At 62.0% G+C, this 17286-nt stretch carries 16 protein-coding genes; 5 read left to right on the top strand and 11 right to left on the bottom strand.

All coding sequences use genetic code 11. The features are described 5' to 3' along the window. Position 1: 1 nt before the first annotated feature. From EEB12_RS22530 to EEB12_RS22500, 7 genes are all read right to left on the bottom strand, one after another. Positions 2–1240, bottom strand: a complete 1239-nt coding sequence (locus EEB12_RS22530; protein ID WP_021332229.1) for a helix-turn-helix domain-containing protein — start codon at positions 1238–1240, stop codon at positions 2–4. A 105-nt stretch (positions 1241–1345) separates the two neighbouring features. Then, on the bottom strand, positions 1346–2743 hold the full coding sequence (lpdA, locus tag EEB12_RS22525; RefSeq protein ID WP_097387018.1) for a dihydrolipoyl dehydrogenase: 1398 nt from the start codon (positions 2741–2743) through the stop codon (positions 1346–1348). Between the two features lie 6 nt (positions 2744–2749). Further along, entirely contained in the window at positions 2750–4267 is a 1518-nt protein-coding gene (locus tag EEB12_RS22520) for a 2-oxo acid dehydrogenase subunit E2 (protein WP_070385567.1), read from the bottom strand. Positions 4268–4269: 2 nt separating this feature from the next. Beyond that, on the bottom strand, positions 4270–5319 hold the full coding sequence (locus EEB12_RS22515) for an alpha-ketoacid dehydrogenase subunit beta (protein WP_070385568.1): 1050 nt from the start codon (positions 5317–5319) through the stop codon (positions 4270–4272). A 10-nt stretch (positions 5320–5329) separates the two neighbouring features. Next, positions 5330–6253: a thiamine pyrophosphate-dependent dehydrogenase E1 component subunit alpha gene (locus tag EEB12_RS22510; RefSeq protein WP_044479496.1), complete on the bottom strand. Its 924-nt coding sequence runs from the start codon at positions 6251–6253 to the stop codon at positions 5330–5332. A 236-nt stretch (positions 6254–6489) separates the two neighbouring features. After that, positions 6490–6951, bottom strand: coding sequence for an RNA polymerase subunit sigma (locus EEB12_RS22505; RefSeq protein WP_141488536.1), 462 nt, complete (start codon positions 6949–6951; stop codon positions 6490–6492). A 63-nt stretch (positions 6952–7014) separates the two neighbouring features. Further along, positions 7015–7581 carry a hypothetical protein gene (locus EEB12_RS22500; RefSeq protein ID WP_141488535.1) on the bottom strand — a complete coding sequence of 189 codons (567 nt, stop codon included), beginning with the start codon at positions 7579–7581 and terminating at the stop codon, positions 7015–7017. A gap of 256 nt (positions 7582–7837) precedes the next feature. On the opposite strand from EEB12_RS22500, the gene EEB12_RS22495 reads away from it, so the two are divergent. From EEB12_RS22495 to EEB12_RS22480, 4 genes are read left to right on the top strand one after another with little or no spacing between them, the layout of a single operon-like run. Next, entirely contained in the window at positions 7838–8494 is a 657-nt protein-coding gene (locus tag EEB12_RS22495; protein WP_020970476.1) for a hypothetical protein, read from the top strand. After that, a complete protein-coding gene (locus EEB12_RS22490) occupies positions 8487–9050 on the top strand; it encodes a hypothetical protein (protein WP_141488534.1) in 564 nt (187 codons plus the stop codon). The genes EEB12_RS22495 and EEB12_RS22490 overlap by 8 nt, the downstream gene beginning before the upstream one ends. Before the next feature lie 12 nt (positions 9051–9062). Next, positions 9063–9740 (top strand): response regulator transcription factor, encoded by a 678-nt coding sequence (locus EEB12_RS22485; RefSeq protein WP_141488533.1) that lies wholly within the window; start codon positions 9063–9065, stop codon positions 9738–9740. Further along, entirely contained in the window at positions 9737–11014 is a 1278-nt protein-coding gene (locus tag EEB12_RS22480; RefSeq protein ID WP_141488532.1) for a sensor histidine kinase, read from the top strand. The genes EEB12_RS22485 and EEB12_RS22480 overlap by 4 nt, the downstream gene beginning before the upstream one ends. Positions 11015–11078: 64 nt before the next feature. Here EEB12_RS22480 and EEB12_RS22475 read toward each other — a convergent pair whose 3' ends face one another. The 3 genes from EEB12_RS22475 to EEB12_RS22465 form a co-directional block, all read right to left on the bottom strand. Then, a complete protein-coding gene (locus EEB12_RS22475) occupies positions 11079–12794 on the bottom strand; it encodes a glycerol-3-phosphate dehydrogenase/oxidase (protein WP_141488531.1) in 1716 nt (571 codons plus the stop codon). A gap of 48 nt (positions 12795–12842) precedes the next feature. After that, positions 12843–14351, bottom strand: a complete 1509-nt coding sequence (glpK, locus tag EEB12_RS22470) for a glycerol kinase GlpK (protein WP_020908780.1) — start codon at positions 14349–14351, stop codon at positions 12843–12845. Between the two features lie 65 nt (positions 14352–14416). Next, positions 14417–15247, bottom strand: coding sequence for an MIP/aquaporin family protein (locus tag EEB12_RS22465; protein WP_141488720.1), 831 nt, complete (start codon positions 15245–15247; stop codon positions 14417–14419). 239 nt (positions 15248–15486) lie between these two features. Between EEB12_RS22465 and EEB12_RS22460 the strand changes: the two genes are divergently transcribed. Further along, a complete protein-coding gene (locus EEB12_RS22460) occupies positions 15487–16470 on the top strand; it encodes a sugar-binding transcriptional regulator (protein WP_141488530.1) in 984 nt (327 codons plus the stop codon). On the opposite strand, the gene EEB12_RS22455 is transcribed toward EEB12_RS22460, so the two are convergent. Then, on the bottom strand, positions 16405–17208 hold the full coding sequence (locus EEB12_RS22455; RefSeq protein WP_141488529.1) for a TetR/AcrR family transcriptional regulator: 804 nt from the start codon (positions 17206–17208) through the stop codon (positions 16405–16407). The genes EEB12_RS22460 and EEB12_RS22455 overlap by 66 nt on opposite strands. Between the last annotated feature and the right edge of the window lie 78 nt (positions 17209–17286).

Raw genomic sequence — 17286 nt, 5'->3', positions numbered from 1 at the left:
GTTAATAAAGGCGCACAGCAGGGACGGTTTTTACCCTCACCGCCGGGTCGAAGCGATAGGGCTGAGCCAGCACGATTCCAGCCAATCGCTTACGCAACCTCGACATCTCGGCCCGGACGGTCACCGTCTTGCGCGGATCGCCGAACAACTCTGAGGCGAGCTGCGAGGCCGTGAGGCCCTCGGGCGCCTGTGTCAGAGCCAGGAGGATCTGCGAATGGCGCGGGCTGAGGTCGATACTCCAACCTCCCAAGTCCGAGGAGTACCGCAGTTCCATCGCATTCGAATCTCGCAGGTCCAATTCGACTTCGGCACAGACATTTCCAGACGCCGGGTTCACCTGAGGACGGATGAGCCAGCCGCCCGGCAGTGGCTCGCACATACACAATCCGAGTGACGGGAGCCAATGCTCGCCGCTGCTCATCGCTTTCGGTAGTGCAATTCGGTAGATCGGCGCCATCGAGTCCACCGCAGCAACCCAGCCACTACGGTCCACAACCATTGTCGGCTGACTCGCGCGAGCCAGCGTCGACGCCGAGATCATCCGAAGCCGATCCAATCCGATTCGATGCTTCTCCCGCAGTGCGGATTCCGCCAGCCTGGCCACACTGTCCACCAAAGCGAGAGTGGACGGGTGGACAGTGCCTGCGGCGCCGGCGACGTTGACGACGGCGAGCGCCCGGCGACTACGCGGATCCCGAACCGTCGCCCCGGAGCAAGTCCACGGATGCTGCGAGCGCGAGTAGTGCTCGGCCGAGAACACCTGCACTGCCGAACCTGATGCCAACGAAGTACCGATCCCGTTGGTACCGACAGCTTCCTCGGTCCACGACGCACCCTCGATCATCCCGAGGCGTTCGGCCCGATCCAGCATTCGACCGGGCCCGTGGCGCCAGAGGATGCGACCCTGTCGGTCCGCCACCACTATCAAATTCGCGTCGTCCGGGCCGACGAGCGGTGCCAGACCGCGTACCGCCTCGTCGAAGATCTCCGTCATTCCGGCCGCACCCCGACTCTCTTCGATCTCCGAGGCACGAGTGGTCTTCGTGATCGAACACCGCTCCGGATCGAGACCGAGGGCGCGCAGACGCGACCACGAATCGGCGATCACGGAGCGCGGGCGCGCGGGCGGTTTGCGCCCGGACATCGTTGCTTCGTACACGGATTCGAGAACACGTGCGTACTGCGCCGGGTCTTCACCACTACCCAGGGCCGGTTCGAGTCGATTCGTTGCGCCGATCACACTCCAGTCCTATGTGATGGGGTCATCGAAAGCGAGCGTTGCACCCGGTTGCAGAGTTGTCCGCGTGCGTGAACGTAGGACGGCGTTCACGCACGCGGACTGTGCTCATGCGTTGAGGGGTCTCCCCAGCGCCGAGAGCACAGACTCGTGCATTGCCTCCGAGAGCGTCGGATGAGCAAACACGACCTCGGCGAGATCATCGCCGGTGGCTTCGAGGGATCGGGCGATACCGAAACCCTGGATCTGCTCGGTCACATCCGGACCGACCATGTGCGCGCCGAGCAGTTCCCCGGTATCTGCGTCGAAGATCGTCTTGACGAAGCCTTCGGCCTCGCCGATCGCCAATGCCTTGCCGTTCGCCTGCAGGTCGAAGTGTCCGACCCGCAACTTGCGACCAGTACCGGCGCACTGCTTCTCCGTCAGACCCAGACTCGCCACCTGCGGGCGGGCATACGTGCATCCCGGAACGTAGTCGCGATCGAGCGGATGAACATCGGGCACGCCTGCCAGCTTTTCGACGCACAGGACAGCTTCGTGACTTGCCTTGTGCGCCAGACATGGAGCGCCCGCGACGTCACCGATCGCGTAGATCCCGAAGGCACTGGTACGGCACCACTGGTCGGTGACGATCGCACCACGCTCGATCTCGACGCCCAGAGCCTCCAACCCCAGATCCTCGACGTTGCCGGTGATCCCGGCAGCCACCAACACCCGGTCCACGGTCACCGCCTGGACACCGTCGCTCGTCTGCACGTTCACTTCGACGGCGTCGGCGCCGACGGTCACCGCCGACACCGAGGCTCCGGTGTGAATCGTGATGCCACGCTTCTCGAACTGCTTGCGAACGAACGCCGAAATCTCTTCGTCCTCGACCGGCATGATGTGTGGTGCCATCTCGACGATGGTCACCTCGGTGCCGAGATCGCGGTACAGGCTGGCGAATTCGACTCCGATCGCGCCGGACCCGATCACGAGCAGCGACTTCGGTAGTTCCTTCGGGACGAGTGCGTCGAAGTAGGTCCACACCCGATCACCGTCGGGGGCAACCCCGGGAATCGAACGCGGCCGGGCGCCGGTTGCAATGATCACGTGGTCGGCTCGATACGTCTGACCTTCCACGGACACGACGCCCTTGTCCACCAACTTCGCGGTGCCTGAGATGACGTCTACGCCGTTCTTCTTCATCAGGTAGGCAACACCGCCGGACAATTTCTCCGAAACCCCTCGGCTGAACGACACCAACTTCGAGATGTCGAACTGGACAGACGCCGAACTGAATCCGTATTTGTCGAGTTCACTCAAGGTATGCGCGACGTCCGCGCCGTGAAGCATCGCTTTGGTGGGGATACAACCCCAGTTGAGGCAGATCCCGCCGAGGCGATCACGTTCTACCAGCGCAACGTTCAACCCCAACTGGGCGGCCCGGATCGCCGCCACGTAACCACCGGGGCCACCACCGATGACAAGAACGTCGTACTTCTTCGACGTATTGCTTTCCACCACAGCCCCTTACACCAACATCAGCGCGGGAGAAGCGACAAAGCGCTGGAGCTCCCGAAGGAAGGTCGCGCCCAAGGCTCCGTCGATCACCCGGTGATCGCACGAGAGGGTCACGGTCATCACGGTCCGGACGGAAACACTGTCGCCGACCACCACGGCCCGCTTCTCCCCCGCACCTACGGCGAGGATCGCTCCCTGGGGCGGGTTGATGATCGCGTCGAATGCCTTGATCCCGAACATGCCGAGGTTGGACACCGTGAACGTTCCGCCTTGGAATTCTTCGGGACGGAGTTTGCCGGTCTTCGCCTTGGTGGCCAACGAGAGCACCTCACCGGAGATGTCCGCCAACGACTTTGTGTTCGCGCCACGCACGATGGGCGTGATCAGCCCGGTCGGAAGTGCAACTGCCACCGAGACATCCGCCGACGCGAATCGAAGAACCGATTCGTTCGCGGCATCGAATTGGACGTTCACGTCCGGCACCTTCATCAGCGCAGCCGCGCAGGCCTTCACGATGAAGTCGTTGACCGACAGCTTGACAGCCGGGACAGTCGAATTGATCTCCTTGCGCAGAGCGAGGAGCGCATCGAGCTCGAGATCCGCCGTGAGCCGGAAATGGGGAGCCTGCTGCTTGGACGCCTGCAACCTGCCCGCGATTGCCGATCGCATGGGCGTGAACGGAATTGTGTCGTACTCGGGTTCGACGGCAATGGTTCCCGTCTGAGCCGCCGCTTCTGGCAGGAGCTGCGCGGAACGAGCGGCGTCGTGCACGTCGGCGACGCAGACGCGTCCCCGCGAGCCTGTCGGACGACAGTCGTGCAGGTTGACGCCCAGCGATCGGGCAGTTCTGCGTGCGACCGGGGTGGCAGGCACGGCACTGTCGTCGGCGGTTGATCGCAGCGGGAGGCCGGATCTCGTGGCCGGCGCTGCTGTCGCAACAGTGCCACCGGCGTCACGAATCGCGTCGTCGATGTCTCGGACACTGATCCGTCCGAGTGGGCCGGTACCCACTACGGCGGCGAGATCGATTCCGAGCGCTTCGGCACGTCGGAGTGCTCGAGGACTCGCAAACACGTCGCTCTGCGTCGTGCCCTGCAGAACACTCGGTACGACGGTGGAACCGGTTGGTGCAGGTTTCGCTGCAACAACCACCTTCGCAGCGGGTGTAGCCGTAGGTGTCGCGGGAGCCTCCGGTTCGGCAGCTGGTGACGGTGCCGGCTCTTCCGCCGGCGCGGTTGCGCCGCGAGCGGCGAGGAACTGCTCGATCTCCGCATCCGTCGTGGACGCATCGGCGGACACACCGATCACGGCACCGACGGGCAGAGTCTGCCCCGGTATGCCGACGATCTTGCGGAGAACACCGTCGAACGGCGCCTCCAACTCGTTGGTGATCTTGCTGGTCTCGATCTCACAGATCAACTGGCCCTTGGTGAACGAGTCACCTTCCTCGATGAGCCACGCGTTGACCAACCCCTCCTCCATGGAGAGCCCCCATTTGGGGATGTCGATAGCTTTGATGTCAGCCATGATCAGGCTCTCACCAGCTTGCGAACCGACTCTTCGATGCGCGCAGCGTCAGGCAGCCAGGCAGTTTCGAGGGTCGGTGAGAACGGAACCGGAGTATGTGGCGGCGTGATCAGTTCGATCGGCGCTTTCAGGTAGTTGAATCCCTTGGTGGCGATCAGCGCGGCCACGTCGTGCCCGAAACCGCAGCGGGCGGCGGATTCGTCGACGATCACGACGCGCCCGGTCGATGCGACGGATTCGAGGATGCCGTCCTCGTCCAATGGTGAGACGGTACGAGGATCGACGACCTCGACCGAAATACCCTCGGCGGCCAGCTTGTCCGCTACGTCATTGGCGCGGTTCACCATTGCGGACAAAGCGATGATCGTGACGTCGTCGCCCTGCCTGGTGTAGTTGGCGACGCCGAACGGAATCGCGTACGGCTCGTCCGGCACCTCGCCCTTGAGGTCGTAGAGCACCTTGTGCTCACAGAACACAACAGGATCGTCGTCCCGGATAGCCTGGATGAGAAGGCCTTTGGCGTCGTAGGCGTTGGACGGCGCGACCACTTTCAGGCCAGGCACCGCGGCAAACACGTTGTACGGAGACTGAGAGTGCTGCGCAGCGGCAGAGAAACCGGCGCCGATCATGCCTCGCACCACCAGCGGAGTTCTGGCTTTGCCACCGAACATGTAGCGGAACTTGGCAGCCTGGTTGTAGAGCGCGTCGTAGGAGACTCCGAAGAAGTCCATGAACATCAGCTCGGCGACCGGCCTCAGCCCGGTCAGTGCGGCTCCGGCAGCCATTCCGATGATCGCGGATTCGGTGATCGGGGTATCGATTACACGCTCCGATCCGAACTCCGTCCACAATCCCTTGGTGACGCCCAGGACACCGCCGAATGCCTCGATCTTCTTCGTCTCCAGATCGGGATTGGTACCGGCATGCCCACCGCGTACGTCCTCACCGATCAGGACGACGCTCGGATCTCGTTGCATTTCTTGAGCGATGGCCTCTTTGACGGCCTCGCGGTAGGTCTTCTTCGACACGTTCTCGGCTTCCACGCTTGTCATCTCGGGCTCCTCAGTACGACACGTAGACATCGGTCAGCAGATTTTCGACTGGTGGGTACGCTGCGGCGCGCGCCTTCGCCACCGCCTCGTCCACCAGCACTCGCGACTGCTCGTCCACCGCGTCCAGATCAGCGGTGCTGACCTTCTTCGCATCCACACTGCTACGGAAATTCTTGAGCGGATCCTTGGTTTCCCGCAGTTGCGCAACCTGTTCCGCCGTGCGGTACAGCTGCGCGTCACCCTCGAAGTGGCCGTGCCAACGGAATGCGGCCGCCTCGATCGTGGTAGGGCCACCGCCGGTCCTGGCTCGCTCGGATGCTTCCGCCATCGCGTCGTAGACCGCGAAGAAGTCGGTGCCGTCCACCTTGACGGCAGGCATTCCGAAGGATGCAGCGCGGGCGGCGATGTCGGGTGCGCCCACCGCGTAGTCGGTTCCTGTTGCTTCACCGAATCCGTTGTTCTCGATCACGAAGACGATCGGAAGATCCAGCACCACAGCCATGTTCATCGCCTCGAAGACGGTTCCCTGGTTGGATCCACCGTCTCCCGTGAACGACGCTGCGATGACGCCGTTTCGAAGTGTCTTGCCACTCAGTGCAGCGCCGATCGCCAACGACGGTGCTCCGCCGACAATCGCATTGGCGCCCAGCATTCCCACGGACAGGTCGGCGATGTGCATCGACCCACCCTTACCGCGACACAGGCCGTCGTCCTTGCCGAAGATCTCGGCCATCATGCCGTTCAGATCGCAGCCCTTGGCGATGCAGTGCCCGTGACCGCGGTGAGTGGATCCGATGTAGTCGGCGTCGCTCAGGTTCTCGCACACTCCCACCGCGATGGCTTCCTGGCCCGAGTAGAGGTGAATGAAGCCGGGGATGTCACCGGTTGCATTCTCTTCGTGCAATCGATCCTCGAACGCGCGGATGCGCGACATCTTCTCGTACGCCTTCAGCAATGCATCCCGGTCCAGCCCTGAATGAGGCTTGGCCCCGGTCTTTTTCGATCCTGACGTTGCCGGCTTCTGCGCCGTCCGTTGAACCACCGTCACACTCCTCGTTCTCGATCACTCGTCGCCATGCAGTGTCGTGTAGGTCACGGGCGAAGAGAAAGAGTTGCGTGAGGTTGCCGGGAGTTGCGAAGGGTTGCAGCTGTTGACTTTCGAGCGTTGACTCAGGCGCCGCTGAGGCTGCCGCGTCTGATCTTGGACAGCGCGCGGTGTTGGACGAGTTCGACGGCGCTCGTTGTTGTTCTCAGTGACAGCGCCGTCTCACGCACGTCGAAACCGACAACGATGCGAGCTACCAAGACATTGCGTTCGACGGCCGACAGATCGCCGAACGGCAGAGTGAGTCGACTGGATGCGGGTAGCGAATCGATTTCGCGACTGATCGCGTCGTACAGATGCGCGAGGAACGCTTCTCCGGCGCGTCGTCGTCGCTGGATATCGGCCAGGACGGAACCGCAAATGCCGACGGCAATACGGTCAGCTTCGACCGGTCGCAATTCGGCACGACAGCGCCGCGTCACCAGAGGCACGATGCGTTGAAGGAGTTCCGCAATCGCGTCACGATCCCCTCGGGACGCATCGTCGGCAACACCGTCGATCGAACGTCCACCTGCCCTGCTTGTCATTCCGATCTCCCCCTGGTTCCACCCTTGGTCGAATTCCCGACTACTGCTCAGGTTTCGAGCTCGCTAGGGGCGTATCGGCTCGGGGCAGATCCCGGTTTGTTCCCCGATGATGTTGATCTCGGCGTTGGAACGAGGGTCAGCGCCGTAGTTGATCTGGTCAGTGCACTTCTCGGGGGGTTCGACGGCACCGGATGGGAGCGGGGCCGGGCATGAACCCATCTGCTCTCCGATGCTGTTGATCTCTGCATTCGAACGAGGATCGCCCGCATAGTTGATCTGATCGGTGCACTTGGTCGACCCGGTAGCCGGACCAGGGGCCGCAGGGGCAACTGTGCTGGCCGAGACCGGCGTCCAGGCCGGTGCTGCTCCACCCGCCGGGACTCCCGGGGTGGATTCGTCCGCGCTGCCGGCCGAATTCGAATTTTCGACTGTCTCCGACGTAGGTGCCACCGTGGTCAGCGGGGGTGTGGTCGCGGACGCCGCAACCACTGACGTAGCCGTCGAGCCGTTTTCAGGTGCAGTGGTGTCTTCACTCGAACACGCGGTCATGGCGCACGCGCTTCCGATCGTCAGTACGGCAAGCAACACTCGCAGGCGCCGAGACTTGTTGGTCAGCAAAACATCAGGCATGTGCTCTCACGCTCCTCGATACAGAAATTCGGGTCCGTTCACCTCAAATGGCGAACATCGACGTGACTCACTCTAAAAGCCTGATTCCATCGGTTTCGTAACAGAATTCCGGCGGTCGCGTACCAACTCTCAACGGTCCCGACATTCATACGATTACGTAACGGTGGGTGGCGAAACGCCGATATCGAGATCACGTGTGATCCTATGAAAAGTGCGCATGCCGATGAGACAGTTCGCACCGGCCGGGGAGGGGAAAGTGTTGTATCGGAATGAGATCTGCGAGGGCCGAACAGGCCGCACTCGCAGGCTGTTCGGTACGGCACTCGCGACAGCGGCCGTCGGAGCGTCCGTGATCACCGGATGCGGGTCCACCCAGGGTGTTGTGATCGAAGGCGATGTCGCTTCCACCGGATTGTCCGTCACACAGCCCGCCGACCTGGCCAGACGGGTTGCCGAGAATTCGAGGCTGGGCCGTGCGCTTCTCGACGATCCCGGGGTGTCGGAGGGTGTGAAGACAGAACTCCGATCGTGCCCGGACTGGTATCCGATCTCTGTCGGATCCATCCTTCTCGATCCAGGCGCACCTCGTATCGTGCCGGAGACCGAACTGGTCGTCATGAATGTGTATCCGTGCCAACCGGCCCACCAACCCGGGACCGGAGTATCGATTTCGGTCAACCTCGCCGGCTACGTCTATCGCAGCGGCAAGGCCGGTTCGAGTGAAGACAATCCCGAACTGGGTGAGCGCCTGTTCTCCGTCGAAGAGCGCGGAAAGTTCATCGTCAGCGGTCAACGCGCAGCGAGTTTGTCTGTCCTGGAAACAGATCCGCGGCCACCGGAGTTCGAATGTTGCCCCCGTCCACCGCTTCGGACCGAGTTCCACTGGGATGGAACGGAGTTCATCCGTGATTGATCGCCGTCGCCGCGCGATGCTCGCCGGTCTTTGCCTGCCGGTCGCGTTTGCTCTCGCCTCCTGTTCCACCGAACCTGAATCAGAACCCACTCCGAATATCGCAGCATCACTCGACCCCTCGGATCTCTCACAGGGCTTGAGCATCGATCCTGTTGCCCTCCTCAGAGCAGACCCGGAAGTGTCCGATGCGGTCAAGGACAGTCTCCGACTGTGCGGGGATGCGAACTTCCCCTTCGAAATCCGGTACTCCCACGTGACGGACGCCGTTTGGCAAGATGCCGTCGTCAATGTCTTCACCTGCGAGTCTGTCGGCATCTGGGGACGACCGGCCCCACCGGTCAGCTTCATGGTCGCCGGATTCGTCTACCAGATCGACGAATCGGGCGCTCACAAAGTCTTCGGAGTGCAAGACCCAGGACGCTACGTCGTCGGCTCAACCGGAGGATTGTCGGTCATGGTCGACCTGTGCAAAGACCCCAGCATTCCGGAGTTCTGTCAATCGTCGACTGCATACAAGTGGACCGGTGAAGGGTTTGAGAGTTTTCCGTTCCCATGAAAGCGAAGGCCGATGACCTTTCCGTTGATTTTGCTGGTCGAAGACGACGCTGTCATCCGCGAAGCAACGCAATTGAATCTCGAACGCAACGGGTTTCGGGTGATCACCGCATCGGGTGGGTTGACCGGAATGGATTTGGCGGTCGACGCCAAGCCGGATATCGCCGTCCTCGACGTGATGCTTCCCGACCTGAACGGAATCAGCCTGTGCCGACGCATTCGTGAGGAACTGTCGGTGCCGGTCATCATGCTGTCCGCGCGCGACGACCCGGTCGACATCGTTCTCGGATTGGAAGCCGGTGCCGACGACTACGTCACCAAGCCCTTCGACAGCGGTGTCCTGGTGGCCCGTATCCGAAGTGTGCTCCGGCGGGTCGAATCCCATTCCGGTACGGAGAAAGACATCGTGACTCTCGGCGATCTGGAGATCGATCGCGAGTTGGTGACCGTCACGCGTTCGGGCGCCGAAGTGGCACTCACCCCCACTGAAATGAAGCTGCTCCTGGTCATGGTGAGTGTGCCGCGCAAAGTCTGGTCTCGCTCCGAACTGCTCTCGGACGTCTGGGATTACGACTGGGGCGGCGATACGCGCATCGTCGACGTTCACGTTCAGCGATTGCGCACGAAGATCGGCTCCGAACAGATCCGAACCGTCCGGGGGTTCGGCTACACGATGGACAACCATCGGTGAGATCGCGGGATCTCGCCGCCAAGCTCCCGTCCACCGGGAGGCGGTTGTCGTTTCAGTGGAAGATCGCGGCGGCCATCACGTTCGTGATTGCCGTCGCCTCGATCACGCTCAGTACCGTGATGCATCAAACCTTTTCACACAACCAAGAGGATGCAGCGCGGGCGGCAGCTGATCGCAATCTCCAACTGGTGCTGCAGGACGAAACGGGCAGCATGCGTGCGCTGTTCCGCGCCACCACAGATGGTCTCGACGTTCCGGAAGAGTTGCGTCAGGCCGTGGCGGGCGGCAAACGTGCCACCTACCTTGTCAACAGCGGGGACCAGCCATTTGTCTGGGCTGCTGCCGACGTCAACACTCAGGTGGTGGCGATTCGCGTCCCGTACACCGCGCAGCGGGAATCGATCGCCAGCGTTGATCGGACACTTCGCAATGCCACCATCGCTGTGATCGCAGCGGGTGCCGTCCTGGGTGTGCTGCTTGGACTCGCGATGTCGTATCGATTGCGCTCGGCCGCCCGTGCGGCTCGCAAAGTGTCCACCGGAGCGAACATCCGCGTCCGATCGGTCACCTGGTCGCTTTTCGACGACGAGATCACCGAGCTGGCGGATGCGGTCGACGCGATGTCGGATGCGCTGCGGGAACAATTAGACGCCGAGAAGCGCGTGACAGCCAACATCGCGCATGATCTCAGGACACCCATCTCCGGACTGGTCGGCGCCGCAGAGCTTCTGCCGCCAGGTCGGCCTACCGAATTGGTGCGCGACGGCGTCCATAAACTCAGGAGGCTTGCCGAGGACGTCATCGAAGTGGCCCGCCTCGACACCACGTCCGAGCAGGCTGACATCCAATCGGTGGAACTGGTACCGGTGGTTCACCACGCGATTTCCACCACCGGGGTGGAGTGCGAAGTGAGAGTTCACGGGACCCCTGTGTCGTACACCGACGCACGTCGGCTCGAGCGGATCATCGCCAACCTGATCTTGAATGCTCGAAATCACGGAAAGCCGCCGATCAATGTCGACGTCGACCACTCCCGCATCACGGTGCGGGATCGGGGCAGCGGGTTCACTGAAGAGTGGCTTCGTCAGGGGCCGAAGAGATTTCAGACCGATTGCGTCGAACGCGGCCCGAACTCGGGCCTGGGCCTCGGCTTGACGATCGTAGTCGGGCAAGCGGCGGTCATCGGCGCTCGTATCAACTTCTCGAACCATCCGAACGGCGGCGCTGTGGTGACGATCGACCTCCCCGAATGCCCGCCAGACGAGTTCGCTTGACACCGAGCCAGTTCGGCCGATCGGCCGGGACGCAGTGCCCCGGCCGATCGGTGGTGTCTCAGGTTCAAACCTGTCCGACAGTGACTCCGGTGCGAACGTCCGGTGCACCAAGGCGCGCCGCATCAGCGGTCAGGTCATCGGGCTGCTCCTGCGATTCCCGCTCGGCTGCAACACGCAACCGGTAGTGTTCGATCTCCTCGGCAATGTGCTCGGGAGTCCAACCCAGCACCGGCGCAACCAGTTCGGCTACTTCCGCGGCTGCCGCGTCGCCGCGGTCGGTCACCTCGATGGAGATGCGGGTACGACGGGTGAGGATGTCGTCGAGATGCTGCGCACCCTCGTGACTCGCGGCGTAGTGAATCTCCGCCTTGAGGTACTCAGGGGCGGCGTCCAACGGCTGCCCCAGTTCAGGCCTCGCCTCGATGAGTTCGAACAACTCGTCAGCCAAAGTGCCGTACCGCCCGAGTAGGTGCTCGATGGTCGAAACGTGGAGCCCGGTGCGCTCAGCGGTGAGATGCCGATTGTTGTGTGCGGCAAAATAACCGTCGGCACCCACCAGCTGGATACGCTCGGTGCAGGACTTCGGCACCTTCTGTTCGAGTCCGTGTACCGCGGAATCGACTGCGTCCTTGGCCATCACGCGGTAGGTCGTATACTTGCCACCGGCGACCACCGTCAACCCTCGAACCGGACTCGACACCGCGTGCTCACGCGAGAGAGTGCTGGTCGAGTCCGATTCGCCGAACAACAACGGACGCAGTCCCGCGTACACACCGACAACGTCCTCGTGCGTCAACTCGTCCTGGAGCAGCTTGTTGACATGTCCGAGGATGTAGTCGATATCGCTTCGACTCGCTGCCGGATGCGCGAGGTCGAGGTTCCAGTCGGTGTCCGTCGTACCGATGATCCAGTGGCTTCCCCACGGGATCACGAACAGCAGACTCTTCTCGGTCCGCGTGATGATTCCGGTAGAGGAGTTGATGCGGTTTCGCGGGACGACCAGGTGCACACCTTTCGAAGCGCGAACCTGGAATTGCCCTCGCCCACCGACCATTTCCTGGATCTCGTCGGTCCAGACCCCGGCGGCGTTGATGACCTGACGAGCACGGATCTCGAACGCGCGACCCGTTTCCAGATCCACTGCCTTCACTCCGACAACGCGGTCCTCCTCACGGAGAAAACCGATTACGCGGGTGCTGTTCACGCACAGTGCGCCGTATTCGGCTGCTGTGCGCGCCAGCATCATCGTGTGGCGGGCGTCATCTACCTGGCCCTCGTAGAACTTGACCGAACCCCTGATAGCAGAGCGCTTTCCGGAAGGGAACGACTCGAGAGTCTTCTTCTTTCCCACATGCTTGTGGTGTGAGGGAACCCCGCGGCCTGCGCCCATCACGTCGTAGACGCCGATGCCCAGACCGACGTACGGCCGGTCGATCAGCTTCTCGAGCGGGTAGATGAACGGCACCGGCTTCGCGAGATGCGGGCACAGCGAGTTCAGAACGAGCGACCGCTCACGCAGTGCCTCGAACACGAGCGCAAAATTGAACTGCTCCAGGTAACGCAGTCCGCCGTGGAACAACTTGCTGGACCTGCTCGAGGTTCCGGACGCGAAGTCACGAGCCTCCACCAAGCCCACCTTCAGACCACGAGTTGCGGCATCGAGCGCGCTACCCGCGCCGACCACGCCACCGCCGATGACCAGGACGTCGAGTTCGGTTTCTTCCAACTTCTTCAGCGACTCCGCCCGCGAGGACGGACTCAATGCTTGTGCTGTGCTCATGAAAAGGGTTCCTTCACTTGAAAATAGGTAGAAATTCGGGCGCCGCTATCAGTCTGCGTCGACCCAGTCGAGTGTCCGAGTGACGGCTTTCTGCCAGCCTGCGTACAGCCGCTCACGCTCGGCCGAATCCATCGACGGCGTCCAGCTCTTGTCCTTCGCCCAGTTGCTGCGAATGTCGTCCTCGCTCTCCCAGTACCCGACCGCGAGACCAGCGGCGTACGCAGCGCCCAATGCCGTGGTCTCCGCAACGACAGGGCGGATCACCTCGACGTCGAGCAGATCGGCCTGGAATTGCATGAGGAGTTCGTTCGCGACCATTCCGCCGTCGACCTTGAGTACCTTCAAGTCGACACCCGAGTCGAGGTTCATCGCCTCGATCACCTCACGGCTCTGGTACGCAGTCGCTTCGAGTACCGCCCGGGCAAGGTGCCCCTTGTTCACGAACCGGGTCAGACCGACGATGGCACCGCGGGCATCCGCGCGCCAGTGCGGTGCGAACAGACCCGAGAACGCAGGCACGAAGTACGCGCCACCGTTGTCGTCCACAGAGCGCGCGTTGACCTCGATGTCGGCCGCGTTGTCGATCATGCCGAGGTTGTCCCGAAGCCACTGGACCAGCGAACCGGTCACGGCGATCGATCCTTCCAGCGCGTAAACCGTTGGCTGCTCACCGATCTTGTAGCAGACCGTAGTCAACAAACCGTTCTTGCTCATCACCTTTTCGGTGCCGGTGTTGAGGAGCACGAAGTTGCCGGTTCCGTAGGTGTTCTTCGCTTCTCCGGGTGAGAGGCAGGCCTGACCGAAAGTCGCTGCTTGCTGATCGCCGAGGATTCCGGCGATCGGCACGCCGGACAACGTTCCGCGTTCGCGCACGAATCCGAAAGTTTCGGACGAGCTGCGAATCTCGGGGAGCATCGATTCGGGAATGCCCATGTCGGCGCAGATCGCCGAATCCCAAGCGAGAGTGTCGAGATCCATCAACAGGGTGCGCGACGCGTTGGTGGGGTCGGTTGCGTGCACTCCGCCGTCGACGCCGCCGGTCATGTTCCACAGCACCCAGGTGTCCATCGTGCCGAAGCACAACTCTCCTGCTTCGGCCTTCTCACGCGCACCCTCGACGTTGTCGAGAATCCACTTGACCTTGGGACCCGAGAAGTACGTGGCCAAAGGCAATCCGGTGACTTCGGTGTACTTCTTCGGCCCGTCCTCGCCGGCGAGTGCAGTACAGATTCGATCGGTGCGTGTGTCCTGCCAGACGATTGCGTTGTAGACGGGTTTTCCGGTGGCGCGTTCCCACACCACCGCTGTCTCACGCTGATTGGTGATGCCGACGGACGCGATATCGGCCGCGGTCAGGTCTGCGTTTGCCAAAGCGCCCGCGGTGACGTTGCGGACGTTGTCCCAAATTTCGATCGGATCGTGTTCGACCCAGCCTGCCTGCGGAAAGATCTGTGTGTGCTCGTGCTGTTCGACAGCGACTACGTGCCCACTGTGATCGAAGATCATGCAACGTGTGGAGGTGGTTCCCTGGTCTATCGCGGCTACGAACTGCGTCATCGTGCTACCCCTTTGGTATCGAAAGAAAGTACGAGAGATTGACTGTCAGAGATAATGTTTCGCGGTCACGCCGGTATCGCCGCCGGCTCTTCGGTCGCTTCCTCCGCCGACTCGTCGTCAGGCAGGGATCTTCCAACCAGCTTGTCGTAGAGGAACACTCCGATCGGAGCGCCGATCAGGGGTCCCACGATGGGCACCCAGAAATACAAGCTCCCGTACTGATCTCGCCAGGCGCTGCCGTAGCCGGTGATGAAGGACGCCAGTCGTGGCCCGAAGTCGCGCGCCGGGTTGATGGCGTACCCCGCGTTGGTCGCCCAGGCGAATCCGATTCCCACCACGATCAATCCGACGACAAACGGCGCGAGATTCGCGAGCGGCGGAGTTCCACGAGAATCGGTGACTGCAACGATGAGGAACAACAGGATGGCGGTGCCGATGATCTGATCGATCAGAGCCGAGCCGAGACTGACCGGAAGCGTTCCGTTTCCGGGCATCGTCGAGAAGATCGTCTGGGTGGCGGTTGTGTGTCCGGGATCGATCGCATTGAGCATGTCGTTGTAATTCCACCGGACTATCAACGCGGCGACAAAGGCTCCAGCGGTCTGCGCCAGGGTGTACGGCAGCACCTTGCGCCAGGAGAATCCCCGGAAGATCGCGAAGGCGAAGGTCACTGCGGGGTTCAGATGAGCACCCGTCACCCGGCCTGCGACATAGACGCCGAACATGACGCCGAGTCCCCAGGCCCACGCAATACTGTCGTGTCCGCCGAGACCCCCACCGCTCCCGCCGGACACAACCTGCGCCACAACTCCGACGCCGAACAAGATCAAGATCATCGTTCCGGCGAACTCGGCTGCCAACTCGCCTGGAAGCCCCAATCGCTTGGCTTTCTCCATCCCCACCCTCACTTCGTTGTGATGCATGTCATAGTTTGGATTGCTGCACCCGTAGCGTAAAGCCCATTGCACATTCACGCATAGCTCGTGCACATATGTGCAAATGCGTCATTTGCGCACCGTAACGCGGGTAACAGACACACTTCTGGGACTTTGCGTGATCGAGCGGCTCAACCTGGTTCTACTCGGATAGGATTCGGTTCAGTGCCCTTGCACGTACGTGCAGACAGGACGAACCCATGGAAACTCCCACTTCCGACTCCGCTACCTCCGATCCGGCGGACCCTCGCATCGCCGACGCCGTTCAGGCCGCACGCCTCTATTACTTCCAGGACCAGACCATGGCTGCCATCGGCCGCGACATGGGGGTGTCCCGATCCACCGTCTCCCGATTGATCACCTACGCGCGCACCTCAGGCCTCGTCGAGATCAAGATCAGCACCCCGCACGGCCAGGCTCCTCGCATCGAACGCGAGTTCTCGGAACGGTACGGAGTGCGTGCCCACGTGGTGACGGTGCCGGAACTGGTGGGCGATCTCGAGCGACTCGAGAAGGTCGCAACCTTTGCCGGACGCCTGCTCGCGTCGTTCTTCGACAGCGATATGGTGATGGGGATCGCCTGGGGAACCACTCTCAGTGAAGTCAGCAAGCACCTTGCCCCCAAACGCACGTACAACTCGTACGTCGTGCAACTCAACGGCGCAGCGAACACTCGCACCACCGGAATCTCGTACGCCAGCGACATCATCAGAACCATCGCCGACGCCTACGGCGCTCTCCCCCAAGGATTTCCGGTCCCCGCATTCTTCGACTACCCGGAGACCCGGGAGCAGTTGTGGCGCGAACGAAGTATCAAACGCGTACTGGACATGCAAAAGCGAATGGACCTGGCAGTCTTCAGCATCGGCGTACCGGGCGGCAACGTCCCGAGTCACGTCTACACCGCCGGATACCTCGAACCCGATGAAGCAGAAGCACTTCGACGCGACGGAGTAGTCGGCGACATCGCAACCGTGTTCTTCCGGTCAGACGGGAGCTACCGCGGAATCGAGCTCAACGAGCGCGCGAGCGGCCCACGACTGGACCTTTTCGAGAAGGTCGCCAGGCGCGTGTGCATCGTCGCCGGAACAGCAAAACTGCCCGCGCTGGAGGGCGCACTACGGGGCGGGCTGATCACCGACCTGATCATCGACGACGTCAGTGCCACCGCGCTGGTGCCCTGACCGCTGCACCAGCTTCTCGATTCCGTCGAGCAGTAAGCCAAGCGAGAAACTGAAATCGAAGGCATCGTCGCCGGCGGCCTCACCCTCCGGGCTGCCGTCCTCGAAGCCACCCTCCTCGATTGCGGCACTCAGGTGGGGGAATTCCTCCCGATTGATGACACGAGCAATGAGAGCACCGTATGCGACGTCGTCATCTTCCGACTGCGCTGAACGAGTAGCCAGGTCAGCCGAGAATCGGGCGCGGCCGATGACGAACAACGACACGTTGGTCACCACCTGGAACTTCGACGCGGCACTCAGAGCGACACCGTCGAGGGCGCTCAGTCCCGCGTCGAGCCACGCCATGTTGTTGGGCCCGGTCGGTGGAGCCGTGATGGGCAGCTTGAGCCACCACGGTCGACTCAGCATCGTGGCATACTCCTGATTCGCCCACGCCTCGAGCTTGAAGCGCCAGGTCACGCCGTCGGGAATCACCGGCGGTGGCCCGATCACCCGATCCGAAATCAGTTCGATCAGTTCGTCTTTGCTTGCCACGTAGCGGTAGAGCGACATGGTCGTGAACCCGAGCGCTTTGGCCACGCGGCCCATCGACAGAGCCGTGACACCTTCCGCGTCGGCCAACTCGATCGCGGTGTCGAGAATTTGCTCGAGACTGAGCCCCTTCTTGGGACCCCGCGTTCCCGGCTGGTCCAGTCCCCAGGCCAGTTCAACTGCTCTCGGTAGCGCTCCGCGATCCATAAGCTCCCACTCTTCACTCTTGCCATCATCCTAGAACTGTGTACGCTATAAACACGAGTTTATGACATACACAGTTCT

Origin of the sequence: Rhodococcus sp. WS1, assembly GCF_003797745.1 — a bacterium.
Classification (GTDB): domain Bacteria; phylum Actinomycetota; class Actinomycetes; order Mycobacteriales; family Mycobacteriaceae; genus Rhodococcus_F; species Rhodococcus_F erythropolis.
The sequence above is the reverse complement of the archived record's forward strand: the minus strand, read 5'-3'. Positions and strand labels throughout refer to the sequence as shown.

Bases quoted from the DNA above. Each gene is read 5' to 3' on its own strand.
- EEB12_RS22520 (WP_070385567.1), bottom strand. From the start codon at position 4,267: ATGGCTGACATCAAAGCTATCGACATCCCCAAATGGGGGCTCTCCATG.
- EEB12_RS22515 (WP_070385568.1), bottom strand. From the start codon at position 5,319: ATGACAAGCGTGGAAGCCGAGAACGTGTCGAAGAAGACCTACCGCGAG.
- EEB12_RS22510 (WP_044479496.1), bottom strand. From the start codon at position 6,253: ATGTCGCGCATCCGCGCGTTCGAGGATCGATTGCACGAAGAGAATGCA.
- EEB12_RS22505 (WP_141488536.1), bottom strand. From the start codon at position 6,951: ATGACAAGCAGGGCAGGTGGACGTTCGATCGACGGTGTTGCCGACGAT.
- EEB12_RS22500 (WP_141488535.1), bottom strand. From the start codon at position 7,581: ATGCCTGATGTTTTGCTGACCAACAAGTCTCGGCGCCTGCGAGTGTTG.
- EEB12_RS22485 (WP_141488533.1), top strand. From the start codon at position 9,063: ATGACCTTTCCGTTGATTTTGCTGGTCGAAGACGACGCTGTCATCCGC.
- EEB12_RS22475 (WP_141488531.1), bottom strand. From the start codon at position 12,794: ATGAGCACAGCACAAGCATTGAGTCCGTCCTCGCGGGCGGAGTCGCTG.
- glpK (WP_020908780.1), bottom strand. From the start codon at position 14,351: ATGACGCAGTTCGTAGCCGCGATAGACCAGGGAACCACCTCCACACGT.
- EEB12_RS22465 (WP_141488720.1), bottom strand. From the start codon at position 15,247: ATGGAGAAAGCCAAGCGATTGGGGCTTCCAGGCGAGTTGGCAGCCGAG.
- EEB12_RS22460 (WP_141488530.1), top strand. From the start codon at position 15,487: ATGGAAACTCCCACTTCCGACTCCGCTACCTCCGATCCGGCGGACCCT.
- EEB12_RS22455 (WP_141488529.1), bottom strand. From the start codon at position 17,208: ATGGATCGCGGAGCGCTACCGAGAGCAGTTGAACTGGCCTGGGGACTG.